The organism is Moraxella sp. RCAD0137, from assembly GCF_002894025.1.
Lineage (GTDB): Bacteria > Pseudomonadota > Gammaproteobacteria > Pseudomonadales > Moraxellaceae > Moraxella > Moraxella porci.
In genome coordinates, this window is record NZ_LTCC01000002.1 from 139,066 (window position 1) to 154,487 (window position 15,422).

The window sequence follows — 15,422 nt, forward strand, 5'->3', positions numbered from 1 at the left end:
TTTTACTGCTTATCAACAACTACCATGACCACAGCCGCGCATCAATTTAGTTGGTTTTGCCATGCTGTGTGCTATAATTTGGATTTCTTAACCAATTAGACGACTGCCATGACCTTGCCGACAGATGATTTTGATACCGCTCACATTTGGCATCCTTATACATCGATGACTCAGCCGATTCCTGCACTAAAGGTAGCACGGGCGGATGGCTGTTTGATTCATCTGACAGATGGTACGGTGCTGATTGATGGGATGTCGTCTTGGTGGTGCGCCATTCACGGCTACAATCATCCTGTGCTCAATCAAGCAATTCAAGATCAGCTGACCAAGATGTCGCACATCATGTTCGGTGGTCTGACCCATGAGCCTGCCATCGAATTGGCTCGGTTATTGATTGATATCACACCCGAGCCGCTGGAGCACATCTTTTTTGCGGACTCAGGTTCAGTGGCAGTCGAGGTGGCGCTCAAGATGGCAGTGCAGTATCAGCACGCTCTAGGCAAACCTGACAAATCTAATATCATCACCACGCGTTCAGGCTATCATGGCGATACTTGGAATGCCATGAGCGTCTGCGATCCAGTGACAGGGATGCATGGCCTGTTTGGTGAGAGTCTGCCCAAGCGTATCTTTGTACCAGCACCGAGCATCCGTCCTGATGAGCCATGGTCGGCGGATGAGATGCTGCCTGTGTATCAGGCATTTGAGCAGTATGGCGATACTTTGGCGGCATTTATCATTGAGCCTGTCGTCCAAGGTGCTGGCGGTATGCGATTTTATCATCCCAATTATCTCAAAGCCCTGCGTACACTGTGTGATCAGTACGGGGTATTGTTGATTTTTGATGAGATTGCCACAGGCTTTGGGCGCACCGGCAAATTATTCGCCTGTGAGCACGCCGATGTCACACCCGATATCCTATGTTTAGGTAAGGCATTGACCGGCGGCTATATGACGCTGTCGGCGACCTTGACCACACGCCAAGTGGCGCATACCATCAGTGATGGCGAGGCAGGCGTATTCATGCATGGCCCGACTTTTATGGCAAACCCCTTGGCGTGCCGTGTGGCGTTGGCAAGCACGCAGTTATTATTATCCCAAGACTGGCAAGCCAAGGTTGCAAGCATCGCGCAGCAGTGCCAAGATGCGCTTGAGCCACTAAAACAACTACCCATCGTGGCAGATGTGCGAGTGCTTGGGGCGATCGCGGTGGTGGAGCTTGATCGTGCTGTGGATATGCGGTGGATACAGGCGCAGTGCGTCGCTCGGGGGATTTGGATTCGGCCATTTGGACGGCTGGTGTATTTGATGCCGCCGTTTGCCATCAGTGAGGGTGAGCTGGCTACGCTACTGACCCAGATGGTATGGATGATTGGAGAGATGGCAGATGTCTGAGCGAATGTTGGCACAGTTTGCCGAGCATCTAGATCAGCTCAAGCAGACAGATAATTATCGTAGTTTTCGTAAGCTACATCATCAAGGTGCATCTATCCATCTGGATGGTCAAAAGCTTGTCAATCTGGCGAGTAATGACTACTTGGGCGTGGCAAGTGATGAGCATCTACAGGCACAATTTTTGGCAACTTATCAGGATTATCTGCCATTTGGTTCGTCATCATCACGACTGCTGACGGGTAATTTTGCAGTGTATGAGACGCTTGAAGAGCGCATGGGCGAGCTGTTTTTGGGGCGTGCTTGCTTGCTGTTTAATAGTGGCTATCATGCCAATGTTGGGATTTTGCCAGCGATTTGTGATGGGCGGACACTGATTTTGGCGGATAAATTGGTACACGCCAGCATCATTGATGGGATGCGTTTGGCGGCTGCTAATGGTACAAAAGGCGTACGCTATCAGCACCAAAATCTGACGCATCTTGAGACACTTATCCAAAAATATCATGATGATATGAGCATCGACCGCATCGTGATCGTTACTGAGTCAATTTTTAGCATGGATGGGGATGTGACCGATTTGCCTGCCTTGGTGCGTCTGAAGGCGACATATCCCAAGCTGATACTGTATATCGATGAAGCACACGCCATCGGAGTGCGTGGTAAACAAGGGCTTGGCTGCGCTGAAGCCTTTGGCTGTATTGATGAGATTGATTTGATTGTTGGGGCGTTTGGCAAGGCGATGGCATCGGTAGGTGGCTATGTGATTTGTCATCAGATGATCAAGGATTATCTGATTAATACCATGCGCCCCTTGATTTTTAGTACGGCTTTACCACCGATGAATGTCGCTTGGACGGCATTTGTCCTTGATAAAATCATCAGCATGACCGCTGAACGAAGCAAGCTTCAAATACGGCATGAACATCTGATTATGCACATCAAAAGCTTGGGTCTAGAGTGTCCATCAGACAGTCAGATCGTGCCCATCATCCTAAAGGACAACGCACGCACGATGCGTGCTACCGATGAGCTGACCAAGCAGGGCTTTTTTGTCCTAGGTGTACGACCACCAACTGTACCGCAGAACCAATCACGGCTCAGAGTCTGCCTAAATAGCACCATCAGTGATGATGAGTTTACGCAGTTTTGCCATGCCATCGGACAGCTGACATGACAGCAGAAAAATGCCATTCGGTGACGATGCAAACTGTGCAGACATCGCACATCGCCAAACGCTTTGCACGGGCTTATGATGGCTATCAGCAACAGGCAGTTGTGCAGGCGATGATGGCAGAACGCTTGGTGGATGAGCTTGTGAACATGGGCGGTCATCATTTTGATCAAGTGCTCGAAATTGGCTGCGGTAGTGGTTTATTAAGCGATCGCTTTGCCAAAAGATGCACGGCCAAGCTATTGATTTTAAATGATTTATATGATGATATCATGCACAATCCAAAGCATCTGGACGCTGCTGACTATCACTATCTGATTGGTGATATCAGTACGGTCAAGCTGCCCGATGGATTGGATTTGGTGCTATCGGGCGCCAGCTTACAATGGATTTATCCACTGGATCAACTGATGGCAAGACTGTATCAGGTGTGTCGGTCGGGTGCGGTTTTGGCGTTTAGCAGTTTTGGCGTGGACAACCTGCGTGAAATCAGACAGCTGACAGGGCGAGGGCTTGAGTATTATACAGTTCAAGCACTTCGTGAGTGCATCACAGCACAGGGCTGGCAGATTTGCCAACTACACGCATGGCATGAAGTGCTGTATTTTGATAATCCGATGGCATCACTTCGCCACCTAAAGGCGACAGGTGTCACTGGATCAGATCGTGAGTATCGCTGGACACGCACAAGACTGGATGAATTTTGTCAAGCATATCAATCACTTGCCACAGATCATGGTGTACCATTGACTTATCATCCGCTTATCATACTTGCCAAAAAACCCTAAGGAAGACCCATGCAAGGCATCTATTTTATCACTGGTATTGATACCGATATCGGCAAGACCATCGCAACAGGCATCATCGCAAGACGGCTGATGGATGATGGCATCAAGGTCATCACCCAAAAACTGGTGCAGACCGGCAACTGCGATATCAGTGATGACATCATCATGCACCGCCAACTGATGGGCGTGCCAATGCTCCCTGAAGATCTGCCTGATGCCGATGGTGTCAGATTGACAATGCCAGTATTGTTAAGCTATCCTGCATCACCGCATTTGGCAAGTCGGCTGGATGATCGGCCGATCGATCTTGGGTACATCACTGCGTGTACCGATGCACTGGCGCGCCGTTATTCGGTCGTATTGGTCGAAGGGGCAGGGGGTGTGATGGTGCCACTGATTGATCAAGATGGGCGAGATGTGCTGATGATTGATCATATTGCCCAGCACGATTATCCGGTGATTGTCGTGACTTCAGGCAGATTGGGCAGTATTAATCATACGCTACTTACTTTAGAAATACTAAAAAATAATGGCATCAGTGTTCATGCTGTCGCCTACAATCTTGCTGATGATAGCCAAGATGAAACCATCGCCAATGACACCAAACGCTATCTACAGGCATATCTTGCCAAGTACCATCCAGAGGCGAGGTGGTGGGAGATTCCTGTGGTGACTGGCTAAAGTTTATTTTTGGCAAGTCAAAACAGCAGTATCGGTAATTTTACTGTTAATTTTCAAATACTTAGGAAAAACTCATGAAAGCACTGATTCAACGAGTCACCCATGCCCAAGTCGATGTCGATGGACAAACCATTGGGCAGATTGATGCAGGCGTGCTGGCCTATATCGGCATCGGTCATGACGATGATTATGATAAGGCGTGCCGATTGGTGGATAAGGTGTTAAGCTATCGTATTTTTGAGAATACCACTGATGCTGATAAGCTTGGTAAGCTGGATAAAAGCGTCGTCGATGTCGGTGGCGGCTTACTGCTGGTATCGCAATTTACTTTGATGGCAAAGACGGACAAGGGTCGCCGACCAGATTTCGGCCCTGCGATGCCGCCCGCTCAGGCAAATGAGCTATTTGCACGGCTGATCGACTATGCCAAATCTCAGCATCACACCGTCGCCACAGGGCAATTTGGCGCCAATATGCAAGTGATCGCCCAAAATGATGGGCCGATTAATTTTATATTGGAAGTGTGATTTGGTAAATCATGTGGTGGATGCTATCAAGTCGATTAAGTCAATTCATCCACCACAATCTCATCCAAGGTGATTTGGTGCAGTGGATAATTGGCAAAGTCATTAGGGTCAAGCCCTTTATCAATAATCGCCTGCTTGTCCGCCAAATAATGCTCAAGCGTCAAGCGAATGGTGCGAAACGCAAGCTCATCCCACGGCAAATCCGCTTCATCAGATAACGCACACTCAAGACTCTCCACACCCACACCAAAGCGACCATCAGCAGTGAGATTGGACAGATACATCGCATGAATCTGACCCAAAAACGGCAGATCAAATAAGCAATACAGCTTGGCGTCGGTGGCGATGGCGGCAGCTTCTTCGATGGTCTCACGCAGCGCGCCTTCGAGCATGGTCTCGCCGATTTCCATAAAGCCTGCCGGCAGTGTCCATTTGCCATACTGTGGCTCAATCGCTCGGCGGCACAAAAGCACCTGATCATGATGACGCACAAGCGCCCCGCAGATCATCTTGGGATTGTCGTAATGGATATAGTGGCAAGCAGGGCAGACGATACGGACTTTGCTGTCACCTGGTGGGATGATTTCTTGGGCTTGGGTGCCGCAGTGTAGGCAGTAGGGCATGAGCTTAAGCCTTGACATTTGATGAGTGATAATTTAGTTTAAAACAAATCCATCGCAATTACAAATGCTGTTATGCCAAATTTGACCCAGCAGACCGATGTCACATTCATCGATCGTGAATATATCCCAACCACCCAAGGGCAATTTGCCATGCTGACTGCTAAGCTTGATCGCTATTGGCAAGATGGCGGCTTGGACGTGTTGCCCTTATCCAAAGGGGATAATCAGCTGCTGTCAGCCGATGTTGTCGCCAAATCAATATTGGCTGAACAGACTTCGCCTTTGCCTGATGCGTGTGTGCTCGTCGCCATCAGTGATGAGCCTGTGCCACGACTGCTTCTGACACGCCGTGCGGTGAATCTGAATAGCCATGCTGGCGAAGTGTCATTCGTCGGTGGCAAGCGAGATGATACGGATGTATCAAGCCTATCGGTGGCGTGCCGTGAAGCCTTTGAAGAAGTGGGGCTGTGTCAGCATCATATATCGCCGATTGGTTATCTGCCGATGCAGATGTCTCGCAGTGGGCTGTTTGTGCGTCCTGTGGTGGCAAGTATCGAGCAGTCGGCGATCGAAGGGCTGATTGCCAATCAGGATGAAATTGATGCGATATTTTGGCTGGATTTTGAGCGGATACTCACACCGCCTGTGGCGTATGCGATGCCTAGAATGCTTGGCGTGCGGCGATTTACCTTGCATACACCGGCATGGCTTGGCGATGACGGGGCAGGCGAGCAGGTGGTCTGGGGGCTGACAGCTCGAATTTTGGCAAATTTGGCTGAGATTGGCTTTGGTAAGCAGTATCCGTGGTACTATCAGCTTCGAGCATAATTCAAAGCGCCAGACGGCTATTGGCTGATTCATTCAGCAAGAAAAAACCGTTCATACTTTTGCCGTGTTCGGCTTGGTATGAACGGTTATTTTGTGTGACAGGCCTAGTCTTTTGGTGCAACCGCCAATGCGCGCAGTGCTTCAGGTGATGACCACAGACCTTCTAAATCATAAAACTCGCGTGCCTGTGGCGTCATCACATGGACGACCACAGAGCCTAGATCGACCAGTGTCCAGTCGCTATCTTTGTCGCCTTCACGACCTAGTGGCATAAGTCCTGCTTCTTTGGTGGCGGCACCAAGCTTATCAGCGAGTGCTTTGACATGACGCTTGGAAGTGGCTTCGCAGATGATGATGCGTTCGGCGACTTCGGTCAGATGCTCAATCTCAAGCGTGGTGATGTTTTTGGCTTTTAGGTCATCGAGTGTCTCAATGACAAGTGCCAAGGTTTGCTCTAAAGTTAAAGTAGTCATAAATTCAAAAAAATTAATCAGAAAACTCAATATTATAACACAAATTAGCCGTCTTGGTATAGCTGATGTGTATCAATATAGTCAATGACCGCAGGGTGCAGATAGTCTGTCAGTGTATCTGCCTTGCCATCAGCGATTAGCTGTCTGATGTGGCTCGATGACATTGCCGCGATCGGGCTAGGATCTTGATAAATCAAGCCATCATCTGACAAAAACTGAGTCAAATCATCCGTCAGGCGCGCCGATATCGATGGATCGATAGATTCGGTTTCGCCCACACGATTAAATGCCCAAAATTTCACCAAATCAGGCAGTTGCTCACCACTTTTCCATCTTGGCAGACTGCTTAGGCTGTCCTGTCCAATCAGATAAATCAGCACATCATCGGCAAACTCGCCACGCAACTGCCGCACGGTATCGATGGTATAAACCGGTGGCGGCTCGTGAATCTCTCGCTCATCGATACCAATCGGCAGATGAGCGGTGGTAAGCGTTAGCATGGCAAGGCGATGTGCTGTGGGTGTCGGCACTCCTTTAAAGGGATTGCCAGCGGTGGGCAGTAGCGTCACTGTCACAGGCAGGCGCAGAGCGGATAACTGTTCGAAGGCTGTCATCGCCATCTGTAGATGTGCGTGGTGAACAGGGTCAAACGAGCCGCCAAGATAGATGCGATAGGTCATGTCAGTCTTGATTGAGATGGCTGGGGTCAAGATTGGGGTGCTTATGCAGTGCTTGTCCAGCACGCCAACCGTCTTCATCACCAAAATACAACAAGCCTTGTGCATCATCTCGATAAAACTTTAGCGTCTTGCCTTTTGGATCGGTGACGACAAGCGTATCTACCACTTCTTGGCATAGGCGCTTGATTTCATCTTCGTGATTACCAAGCATCGGACGAGTAATGGCGTTCAGTGTCTGACGCTGCTCATCGGTCAGTATGGGATTTTTTTGGTCACGAGCAAGAATGCGTTCGGCGATTTGTTTGGCATAAGCGACCGAAAAATCTTTGGGGTTAAGAGTTATAAAAAACACGGTAATGCTCTCACTACAAAAATATAGCCAATATTTTACAGTAAGTCTATCATCATGGCTTGATTCGATGGTATAAAAATTGTTGTACGCCTTACAATTTACCACTTTAAAATCCATCAACTTTGCCCCATTATGCCTTATAATATCTATTTAAAATATCAAAAAAGGCAAGTCTATGGCACACGACAAAATCAGTATCCGTGGTGCGCGCACGCACAATCTCAAAAACATCGATGTCGATATCCCTCGTGATAAATTTGTCGTCATCACAGGCTTGTCAGGCTCGGGCAAATCATCGCTTGCCTTTGATACGCTGTATGCCGAAGGTCAGCGTCGCTATGTCGAGAGCTTGTCCGCTTATGCGCGCCAATTTTTGAGCCAAATGGAAAAGCCTGATGTCGATAGCATCGAAGGTCTATCCCCTGCCATCGCCATCGAACAAAAATCCACCAACCACAACCCACGCTCCACCGTCGGCACGATTACTGAAGTGTATGATTATCTGCGCTTGCTATTTGCTCGTGTGGGCGTACCGCATTGTCCTGAGCATGGCGAGCCGATGGTAGCACAGACGGTCAGTGAGATGGTTGATGGCGTGCTCGGCTTGCCTGCTGATACTAAGCTTATGATTCTTGCGCCTGTGGTGCGTGAACGCAAAGGCGAGCATACGGCACTACTTGAGCAGCTGCCATCGCAGGGCTTTACCAAGGTGCGTATTGATGGCGTGATTTATGATACCGATGAATTGCCAAGTCTAGAAAAAAACAAAAAACACAGCATTGAGGTGGTGGTCGATCGCTTTAAGGTGCGTGATGATTTGGGTAATCGTGTAGCAGAGAGCCTTGAGACAGCACTCAAGCTTGGTAATGACATTGCTATCTTGCACCACATGGATGGCAACCCAAATGGTGATGATGAGCAGATTTTATCCGCCAAGCATTCTTGTCCAGTCTGCGATCGTGCGGTGAGCGAGCTTGAGCCACGCCTGTTTAGTTTTAATAACCCTGCTGGGGCGTGTCCTGCTTGTGATGGCTTGGGCAAACGCCAGTATTTCGCTGCCGAACGCATCGTTACCCATCCTGAAAAGTCGCTCAACCAAGGGGCGATTCATGGTTGGGATAAACGCCATGCGTATTATTTTGGCATCTTGAGTACGGTGTGTCGTCATTTTGATATTGATATGGATGCACCATGGCAAACCTTACCCAAAAAGCATCAGGACATTATCCTGCATGGTTCTGGCAAAGAAAAAATCGAGTTTGATTTTGTATTTGAGACCGGTCGAAAAAGCAAAAAAACCGTGCCATTTGAAGGTATTTTGCCATATCTTGAGCGTCGCTATGCATCGACGACGAGTAACCTTGTGCGTGATGAGCTTGCCCAATACCTATCTGACACGGCGTGTAATGTCTGCGATGGCGTGCGTCTCAATGACATCGCGCGTCATGTACAGGTCGATGGCAAAGGCATCGGCGAGATTATTCATCTGCCGATCGGTGAGGCGTGGCAGTATTATGAGAATCTGCATATCGATGGCGCCAAAGGCGAGGTGGCGGATAAGATTTTCAAAGAAATCCGTGAACGCTTGGGCTTTTTGACTAAAGTTGGGCTTGAATATCTTACTTTGGCTCGCAGTGCCGAGACACTCTCAGGTGGTGAAGCACAGCGTATTCGCCTAGCCAGTCAGATTGGTGCTGGCTTGATGGGTGTGATGTATGTGCTTGATGAACCGTCGATTGGTCTGCACCAAAGGGATAATGACCGCTTGCTTTCGACCTTGACTCATTTGCGAGATTTGGGCAATACCGTCGTGGTCGTCGAGCATGATGAAGATGCCATCCGTCAAGCCGATCACATCATCGACATCGGTGTCGGTGCAGGCGTGCACGGTGGGCGAGTGGTCGCTCAAGGCACGGCTAAGCAAATCGCCGCCACCAAAGGCTCTTTGACTGGTGAGTATCTATCGGGTAAGCGTCGCATCGAAGTGCCAAGCGTGCGTCATACGCCTGCGACCATCACCGTCGAAACAGGTAAGGGCAAAAATAAGTCCAGCATTGAAGAGCCGCTGTACATTAGGCTTGATGGCGCAAGTGGTAATAACCTAAAAAATGTCAATCTATCCATCCCAATCGGTGTGATGACTTGTATCACGGGTGTGTCAGGCTCAGGCAAATCCACCTTGATTAACCGCACCTTGATGCCACTGGCAGCCACTGCACTCAATAACGCCACGACACTTGTCCCCGAAAAATACGACAGCATCACAGGGCTTGAGCATCTGGATAAGATGGTGGATATTGACCAAAGTCCGATTGGTCGCACGCCACGCAGTAACCCTGCGACTTATACAGGTGTGTTTACCTTGATTCGTGATTTATTCACTCAGACACCCGAGGCGCGAGCTCGTGGCTACAAGGCAGGGCGATTTAGCTTCAATGTCAAGGGCGGTCGCTGTGAGTCATGCCAAGGTGATGGCTTGATCAAGGTTGAGATGCACTTTTTGCCAGATATGTATGTGCCGTGCGATGCCTGTCATGGCAAGCGGTACAACCGAGAGACGCTGGAAGTCAAATATAAGGGCAAATCCATCAGTGATGTGCTCGATATGACGGTTGAAGAGGCGATGGTGTTCTTTGAGGCGATTCCAGTGATTCATCGCAGACTTGAGGCGCTACACGAAGTGGGGCTGGACTATATCCGTCTGGGTCAGTCGGCGACGACGCTATCAGGGGGTGAGGCGCAGCGTGTCAAGCTTGCCAAAGAGCTTGCCAAGCGAGATACTGGCAAGACCTTGTACATCTTAGATGAGCCGACCACAGGCCTGCATTTTCATGACATTGCCAAGCTATTGCACATCTTGCATACCTTACGTGATCGGGGCAATACGGTGGTGGTAATTGAGCATAATTTGGATGTCATCAAGACCGCTGATTGGATTGTGGATTTGGGCTACGAAGGCGGTAGCGGTGGCGGTGAAATCGTTGCCACAGGTACGCCAGAGACGGTGGCGATGGATGATAAATCGCATACGGGGCGGTTTTTGAAAGCAGTTTTAATGGATTAAAAGTAATGTCATTCAAATTTGATTTTGAGCAAGCCAAGAAAGATGGACTGGTTAATGTTTATAATATTAACTTAGAAAATCTACCCATTGCTGATGATGATATTTCTTACCTTTGTCAAAATATCACTGCTAAGCAGATTGTAAATGTGAATTTAATTGGTACGAAAATCACTGACAAATCCTTAGAAAGTTTGGCAAAATTCCCCAATTTGCAATATTTATTTATTAGCAATACTAATATTACAGGACAAGGATTTTGTTATTTTGTAGGGCATAAAAAATTATCAACGCTATGGTTAGAAAACACTCAAGTGAGCGATGGAGCTTTGTCACTGATTGCACAAATTCCCAATTTAAATATCATGCTGATAGAGGGTACACCAATTACATGGCAGGGACTGTTGACACTAGCTCAGCACTCGCATATTACGCCGATAGCTCGAGGTGGACAATTTTCTGATGAGCAATTGGCTGAATTTCGCCATATTCAGCGTCAAGCAAATAAAAAGAATAAAAAACAGATTGATGATGGTGATTTGAAGCAGATTATTACCCATCTATCGACATTTTTTGATGCAATCCATGCTTGGGAAGAGATTGCCGAACTGGATTTGACTGATGAAATCATTCAAAAAAGTACAGAGATTTATCGGCAGTTTTTTACCGAAAATTGGCATGATACCAAAAGAATGCACTTACAAGGTGGTGGCAGTTATAAAGACCATAAAGTCGTGGACAGTGAATACATTAGCAAAAATCGGCTTTATCTTTACACCGAAAATGATTCAAATACACTGCATCGTTTTATATTCATTCGTCAAGAAAATAATTCATGGCTATTGGATAAAATGCAAATTAAGTTTGATAGCAAATGGTCAAGTTACGACCCTTAATTTGACAAAATAATTTGTAAATTTGCCAAAAACCCCTAGCAATTTTACTTTAAATTTCGTAAAGTAAGCAGTAAAATTGATGCGATATTTCAGCTGATTTTTATCGTTTTTAACAACAAAAAAGGAAATCTTATGAGCGTAAATAAGGTCATTCTTGTGGGTAACTTAGGTAACGACCCAGAAGTGAAGCAATTTGAAAATGGCGGCATGATCGCCAATGTCTCAATCGCCACCAGTGAGCGCTGGACTGATCGCAACACCGGTGAGCGCAAGGAACACACCGAGTGGCACCGTGTGGTGTTTAATAATAAACTGGCTGAGATCGCTCAGCAGTATCTGCGCAAAGGCTCGCAGGTCTATGTCGAAGGTAGCCTGCGCACCCGTAAATGGACGGATCCACAGACAGGGCAAGACCGTTATAGCACCGAGATTCGCGCTGACAGCATGCAGATGCTCGGCACTCGTGGTGGCAATGATAATGGTGGCGGTGGCTGGCAAGGCAATCAAGGTGGTAATGGTAACTACAACCAAGGCGGTTATCAAAACACCCGTAATCAAGGTGGATACGATGGTCGTCAACAAAACCAGGCACCACAAAATCGCCACTACGGCAATCCAAATCAGGGTGGCAATCAGTTTGGCGGTCAGCCGTATGCGCAGGGCGGTCAGCAGTCATATCCAAGCCAGCCAGCGCCGAGTCATCATGATGAGTACAATCAAGACTACGCACCACAAGCGCAAGGCAACCCGATGGCACAGAATAACTCATTCCAGCAGCCTGCTGTCAGCGCGCCTAAGCCGAATACGCCAGCACCTGCCGCGAATAAAAATGTCATCAATCCAGCCGTCGGCGTGACGGATGATGATATGCCATTTTGAGTGTGATTTTAAGATCTGATCTTATCCAAAAGCCCTAATGTTAGGGCTTTTATTTTGGATGGGTGGGTATGATGGCGGTTGTGCATCACATAAAGGCGTGCGGCACAAAAAGACTGGTGTCCTTGGTAATCAGCGTACTGTCTTCACGCACGCCAATCCCTGCAGGGCTATGACCAATCACCCAGCTACCGATTACCGTATAGACGGCTTGACCCTGATGATTGGTGAACTTTGGCAGCGGTCTAAGTGCTTGATAAACATAACCTTCTTGCCCATAGATGCCATCGGTTGCGATGTGCATATCACCTTGATGCAGGCTGATGTTCGCCCCTTCTCGAGAGAAAAACGGCTTTTTGACCACATCAGATGCGATGGCAGATGCGTTTAGGCTTGCTGGTAGTAGGTTCGGGTGATTTGGAAATAGCTCCCATAGCACAGCAAGCAGTGCTTTGTTGCTCATCAACAGCTTATAGGCAGGCTCGATAAACTGCGTGCCACTATGCTCGATATGACTGCCAAACGCTTCGGACAGTAGCCACTCCCATGGATACAGCTTGAATAGATGGCTGATGGTATGGTCTTTTAGATCCGTAAATCGCCCATCGGTCGCACGATGACCAATCGCACCGATATCGATATAATCGGTGGCAAGTCCTGCTTGGATAGCGACATCTTGTAGGTAGCGAGTGGTGGTGTAGTCTTCGACACTGGCAGAGACTGCGGTAAAATACAGCTTATCTTGGCCAATCACAGGCTTCATCGCCCCAAACTCTACCAACAGTCGCTCATGAATGCTATTAAACTGGTCAGCGCCACTCAGCTCACCGCCTTGAGCCTGTAGCCAATACCACTGGGCAACACTGGCTTCAAACAGTGATGTCGGTGTATCAGCATTGTATTCATACAGCTTAGGCTCAGTTGTGCCATCAAAGCACAAATCAAAGCGACCGTACAGGCTTGGCTCACGGTTTTTGAAGCTTTGCTCAATCAGTCGTGCAGCAGTGTCTGACAGCCCAAGCCGTGCATAGTCGCCCGTTTTGACGACATGGGCGACGGCTTGTAGATACATCTGGTGCAGTGCTTCGGTGGCAGTTTCGATGATATCGATTTGGCGTTCATCGAACACATAGCACGCATCTTCTTGCCAATAATTACCATCGATACTGTGATAATCAAAGCCAATGCGAGCCATCTCACCTTGCCAATCAGGGCGTGGCGCGACCTTGATGCGTCTCACGATGCCGCACTCGTGCTACCGCCAGTTGCTCCAAAGCCTTGGCGAGTCGTACCAGTCTTATTATCTGCTGTCGCCTGTGCCAATGATTGGCGGTTTTGGTTGGCAGCTTGTTGCTGGGTGTTTTGGACAGGCTGCTGAGTGGTGGTTGGCGTTTGGGCGGTTTGTGAAGCAGCGGCTGTCTGCGCTTTGCCTGCACTGGCAGCTTTACTTGCTAAGTAACCTGCAGCAGCACCAGCAGCGGCAGCACCCAGCATAGTACCAACACCGCTACCATTTTCAGCGGTGGCTTCGCTATTTTCGGCTTGTGAAACGGCTTGTTGTTCAGCTTGAGCCTGCGCTTCAAGCTCAGCGGCTTGGGCTTGTAGGGCAGCTGCTTGCTCCTGTAGGGCTTGCGCTTCAGCACTGGTGTACTGCTGGGTCTGCTCTTGTGGTGCAGGTGCGGTCGTTTGCGGTGCTTCGGCAGGCGAGCAGGCAGTCAGCCCTAGACCTGTTGCACCAAGTAGTACTAGTGAGATTTGGCGAGATGCTTTTGAAGGTTTTGTCAATTGAGTCATCAACGTATCCAGTTTGGTGAATGAATTTACAACGATTATCCTATCATTATGCAGTTAAATCACCGATTTTACAAGGGATGGCAGGCGGATTGTTGATGAAAATTGTCCAGATAGCTTGCCAAATTTTGTATAGAGTGGGGCGAATTGTGCTATAATAATTGAGATTTGCCACTGATTTTGGCAAAGTGATTCGCGTGATTTTCCTTCAAAACTTTTTTGCAACTTATAGCAAGCCTTTGAGCTAGGTAGAAAAATGCCAAAAAATAGCCAAGCCACCAATAGCACGAGCCAAGCCAGTTTTTTTGGACGACTTTGGCAAGGATTTTTGACCACTGTCGGCACCGAGCGATTTTTTCAGATTTTCTCACCTTGGGTAAAATATCTTGCCGCCATTGCAGCGATTTTGCTTGGTGTTGGCACGGTGTGGGGCTTGGGTTTTGCACCGCCTGATTATTTGCAGGGCAACAGCTATCGCATCATCTTTATCCATGTGCCAGCGGCAAGCCTTGCGATGAGTATTTATTTTGCGATGAGTGTGCTTGGGGTGATTTTTTTGGTATGGAAAATCAAAACTGCCAACATCGTCGCCCAAGCCATTGCACCGATTGGCTTTATCTTTTGTGTGCTGAGTCTTTTGACAGGGTCAATTTGGGCAAAGCCGACTTGGGGGACTTATTGGGTGTGGGATGCACGCCTGACATCGATGCTGATTTTGGCATTCTTGTACACAGGGGTGATGGCGTTGTTTGCAGCATTTGAGCATAGTAGCAACCGTGGTAAGGCAGCGGCGATTTTGTCCATCGTCGGTGCGGTGAATCTGCCCATCATCAAATATTCGGTGGAATGGTGGAATACACTGCACCAAGGGGCAACTTTTACGGTGACTAATGCACCCAAAATGAGCGCGTCGATGTGGGTGCCACTACTGATTATGATGCTTGGGATGTATTTTTTGGTGGCGGCATTGGCGATTTATCGCACTAATTCTTTGATTTTAAGCCGTGAAGCCAACAAGGCTTGGGTAACTCGATTGGTTAATTCGGATAAATAGGGCGAGCGATGACACCGTATTTTAAGACTTTTGGTGATTTTTTGGCGATGGGTGGGCATGGCTTTTATGTATGGCTGTGCTATGCGATCACTTTTTTGGCAGTCATTGGCTTGATTATTTATGCCAAAAATGAACGCAAACAGACGCTAGATAAACTTGGCAGACAGCAAGCGCAATCTCGCCTAACCAATAAACAACGCAAACAATCTTAATTGATGAATTATTA

Annotated in this window: 17 protein-coding genes; 11 read left to right on the forward strand and 6 right to left on the reverse strand. The window is 48.2% G+C overall.

Translation table 11 applies throughout. The features are described 5' to 3' along the window. Positions 1–108: 108 nt before the first annotated feature. The 5 genes from bioA to dtd all read left to right on the forward strand — a co-directional run bounded on the left by bioA (position 109) and on the right by dtd (position 4,562). Complete coding sequence (bioA, locus tag AZ602_RS03100; RefSeq protein ID WP_103033657.1) at positions 109–1,395, forward strand: adenosylmethionine--8-amino-7-oxononanoate transaminase; 1,287 nt, start codon at positions 109–111, stop codon at positions 1,393–1,395. Next, on the forward strand, positions 1,388–2,569 hold the full coding sequence (locus tag AZ602_RS03105; protein WP_103033658.1) for an 8-amino-7-oxononanoate synthase: 1,182 nt from the start codon (positions 1,388–1,390) through the stop codon (positions 2,567–2,569). Before bioA ends, AZ602_RS03105 begins: the two co-directional genes overlap by 8 nt. Continuing rightward, positions 2,566–3,354 (forward strand): malonyl-ACP O-methyltransferase BioC, encoded by a 789-nt coding sequence (gene bioC, locus AZ602_RS03110; protein WP_103033659.1) that lies wholly within the window; start codon positions 2,566–2,568, stop codon positions 3,352–3,354. Before AZ602_RS03105 ends, bioC begins: the two co-directional genes overlap by 4 nt. A gap of 9 nt (positions 3,355–3,363) precedes the next feature. Continuing rightward, the gene (gene bioD, locus AZ602_RS03115) at positions 3,364–4,035 is read left to right on the forward strand and encodes a dethiobiotin synthase (RefSeq protein ID WP_103033660.1); all 672 of its coding nucleotides are present in this window, start codon (positions 3,364–3,366) and stop codon (positions 4,033–4,035) included. Positions 4,036–4,109: 74 nt separating this feature from the next. Next, a complete protein-coding gene (gene dtd, locus AZ602_RS03120; RefSeq protein WP_103033661.1) occupies positions 4,110–4,562 on the forward strand; it encodes a D-aminoacyl-tRNA deacylase in 453 nt (150 codons plus the stop codon). 35 nt (positions 4,563–4,597) lie between these two features. Here the strand turns inward: dtd and AZ602_RS03125 are convergent, their stop codons facing one another. Further along, positions 4,598–5,185 carry an NUDIX hydrolase gene (locus AZ602_RS03125; RefSeq protein ID WP_103033662.1) on the reverse strand — a complete coding sequence of 196 codons (588 nt, stop codon included), beginning with the start codon at positions 5,183–5,185 and terminating at the stop codon, positions 4,598–4,600. A 72-nt stretch (positions 5,186–5,257) separates the two neighbouring features. Between AZ602_RS03125 and AZ602_RS03130 the strand changes: the two genes are divergently transcribed. Then, on the forward strand, positions 5,258–6,013 hold the full coding sequence (locus tag AZ602_RS03130; protein ID WP_103033663.1) for a CoA pyrophosphatase: 756 nt from the start codon (positions 5,258–5,260) through the stop codon (positions 6,011–6,013). 104 nt (positions 6,014–6,117) lie between these two features. Here the strand turns inward: AZ602_RS03130 and rsfS are convergent, their stop codons facing one another. The 3 genes from rsfS to AZ602_RS03145 are packed head-to-tail and all read right to left on the reverse strand — an operon-like array spanning position 6,118 to position 7,518. Next, positions 6,118–6,486: a ribosome silencing factor gene (rsfS, locus tag AZ602_RS03135; protein ID WP_078317920.1), complete on the reverse strand. Its 369-nt coding sequence runs from the start codon at positions 6,484–6,486 to the stop codon at positions 6,118–6,120. A gap of 44 nt (positions 6,487–6,530) precedes the next feature. Next, positions 6,531–7,166 carry a nicotinate (nicotinamide) nucleotide adenylyltransferase gene (gene nadD, locus AZ602_RS03140; protein ID WP_158245110.1) on the reverse strand — a complete coding sequence of 212 codons (636 nt, stop codon included), beginning with the start codon at positions 7,164–7,166 and terminating at the stop codon, positions 6,531–6,533. Position 7,167: 1 nt separating this feature from the next. After that, on the reverse strand, positions 7,168–7,518 hold the full coding sequence (locus AZ602_RS03145; protein WP_158245111.1) for a hypothetical protein: 351 nt from the start codon (positions 7,516–7,518) through the stop codon (positions 7,168–7,170). Positions 7,519–7,693: 175 nt separating this feature from the next. On the opposite strand from AZ602_RS03145, the gene uvrA reads away from it, so the two are divergent. From uvrA to ssb, 3 genes are all read left to right on the forward strand, one after another. Beyond that, on the forward strand, positions 7,694–10,582 hold the full coding sequence (gene uvrA, locus AZ602_RS03150) for an excinuclease ABC subunit UvrA (protein ID WP_103033666.1): 2,889 nt from the start codon (positions 7,694–7,696) through the stop codon (positions 10,580–10,582). A 5-nt stretch (positions 10,583–10,587) separates the two neighbouring features. After that, positions 10,588–11,475: an NTF2 fold immunity protein gene (locus AZ602_RS03155; protein WP_103033667.1), complete on the forward strand. Its 888-nt coding sequence runs from the start codon at positions 10,588–10,590 to the stop codon at positions 11,473–11,475. A 132-nt stretch (positions 11,476–11,607) separates the two neighbouring features. Next, positions 11,608–12,354, forward strand: a complete 747-nt coding sequence (ssb, locus tag AZ602_RS10275) for a single-stranded DNA-binding protein (RefSeq protein ID WP_103033668.1) — start codon at positions 11,608–11,610, stop codon at positions 12,352–12,354. An 85-nt stretch (positions 12,355–12,439) separates the two neighbouring features. On the opposite strand, the gene AZ602_RS03165 is transcribed toward ssb, so the two are convergent. Together AZ602_RS03165 and AZ602_RS03170 are read right to left on the reverse strand one after the other, a co-directional pair. Further along, on the reverse strand, positions 12,440–13,591 hold the full coding sequence (locus AZ602_RS03165) for a glutathionylspermidine synthase family protein (protein WP_103033669.1): 1,152 nt from the start codon (positions 13,589–13,591) through the stop codon (positions 12,440–12,442). Next, the gene (locus AZ602_RS03170; RefSeq protein ID WP_103033670.1) at positions 13,588–14,145 is read right to left on the reverse strand and encodes a hypothetical protein; all 558 of its coding nucleotides are present in this window, start codon (positions 14,143–14,145) and stop codon (positions 13,588–13,590) included. The genes AZ602_RS03165 and AZ602_RS03170 overlap by 4 nt, the downstream gene beginning before the upstream one ends. Before the next feature lie 253 nt (positions 14,146–14,398). On the opposite strand from AZ602_RS03170, the gene AZ602_RS03175 reads away from it, so the two are divergent. Next, on the forward strand, positions 14,399–15,196 hold the full coding sequence (locus AZ602_RS03175; protein WP_103033671.1) for a heme ABC transporter permease: 798 nt from the start codon (positions 14,399–14,401) through the stop codon (positions 15,194–15,196). Between the two features lie 8 nt (positions 15,197–15,204). Beyond that, positions 15,205–15,408, forward strand: a complete 204-nt coding sequence (gene ccmD, locus AZ602_RS03180; RefSeq protein ID WP_103033672.1) for a heme exporter protein CcmD — start codon at positions 15,205–15,207, stop codon at positions 15,406–15,408. Positions 15,409–15,422 lie beyond the last annotated feature (14 nt).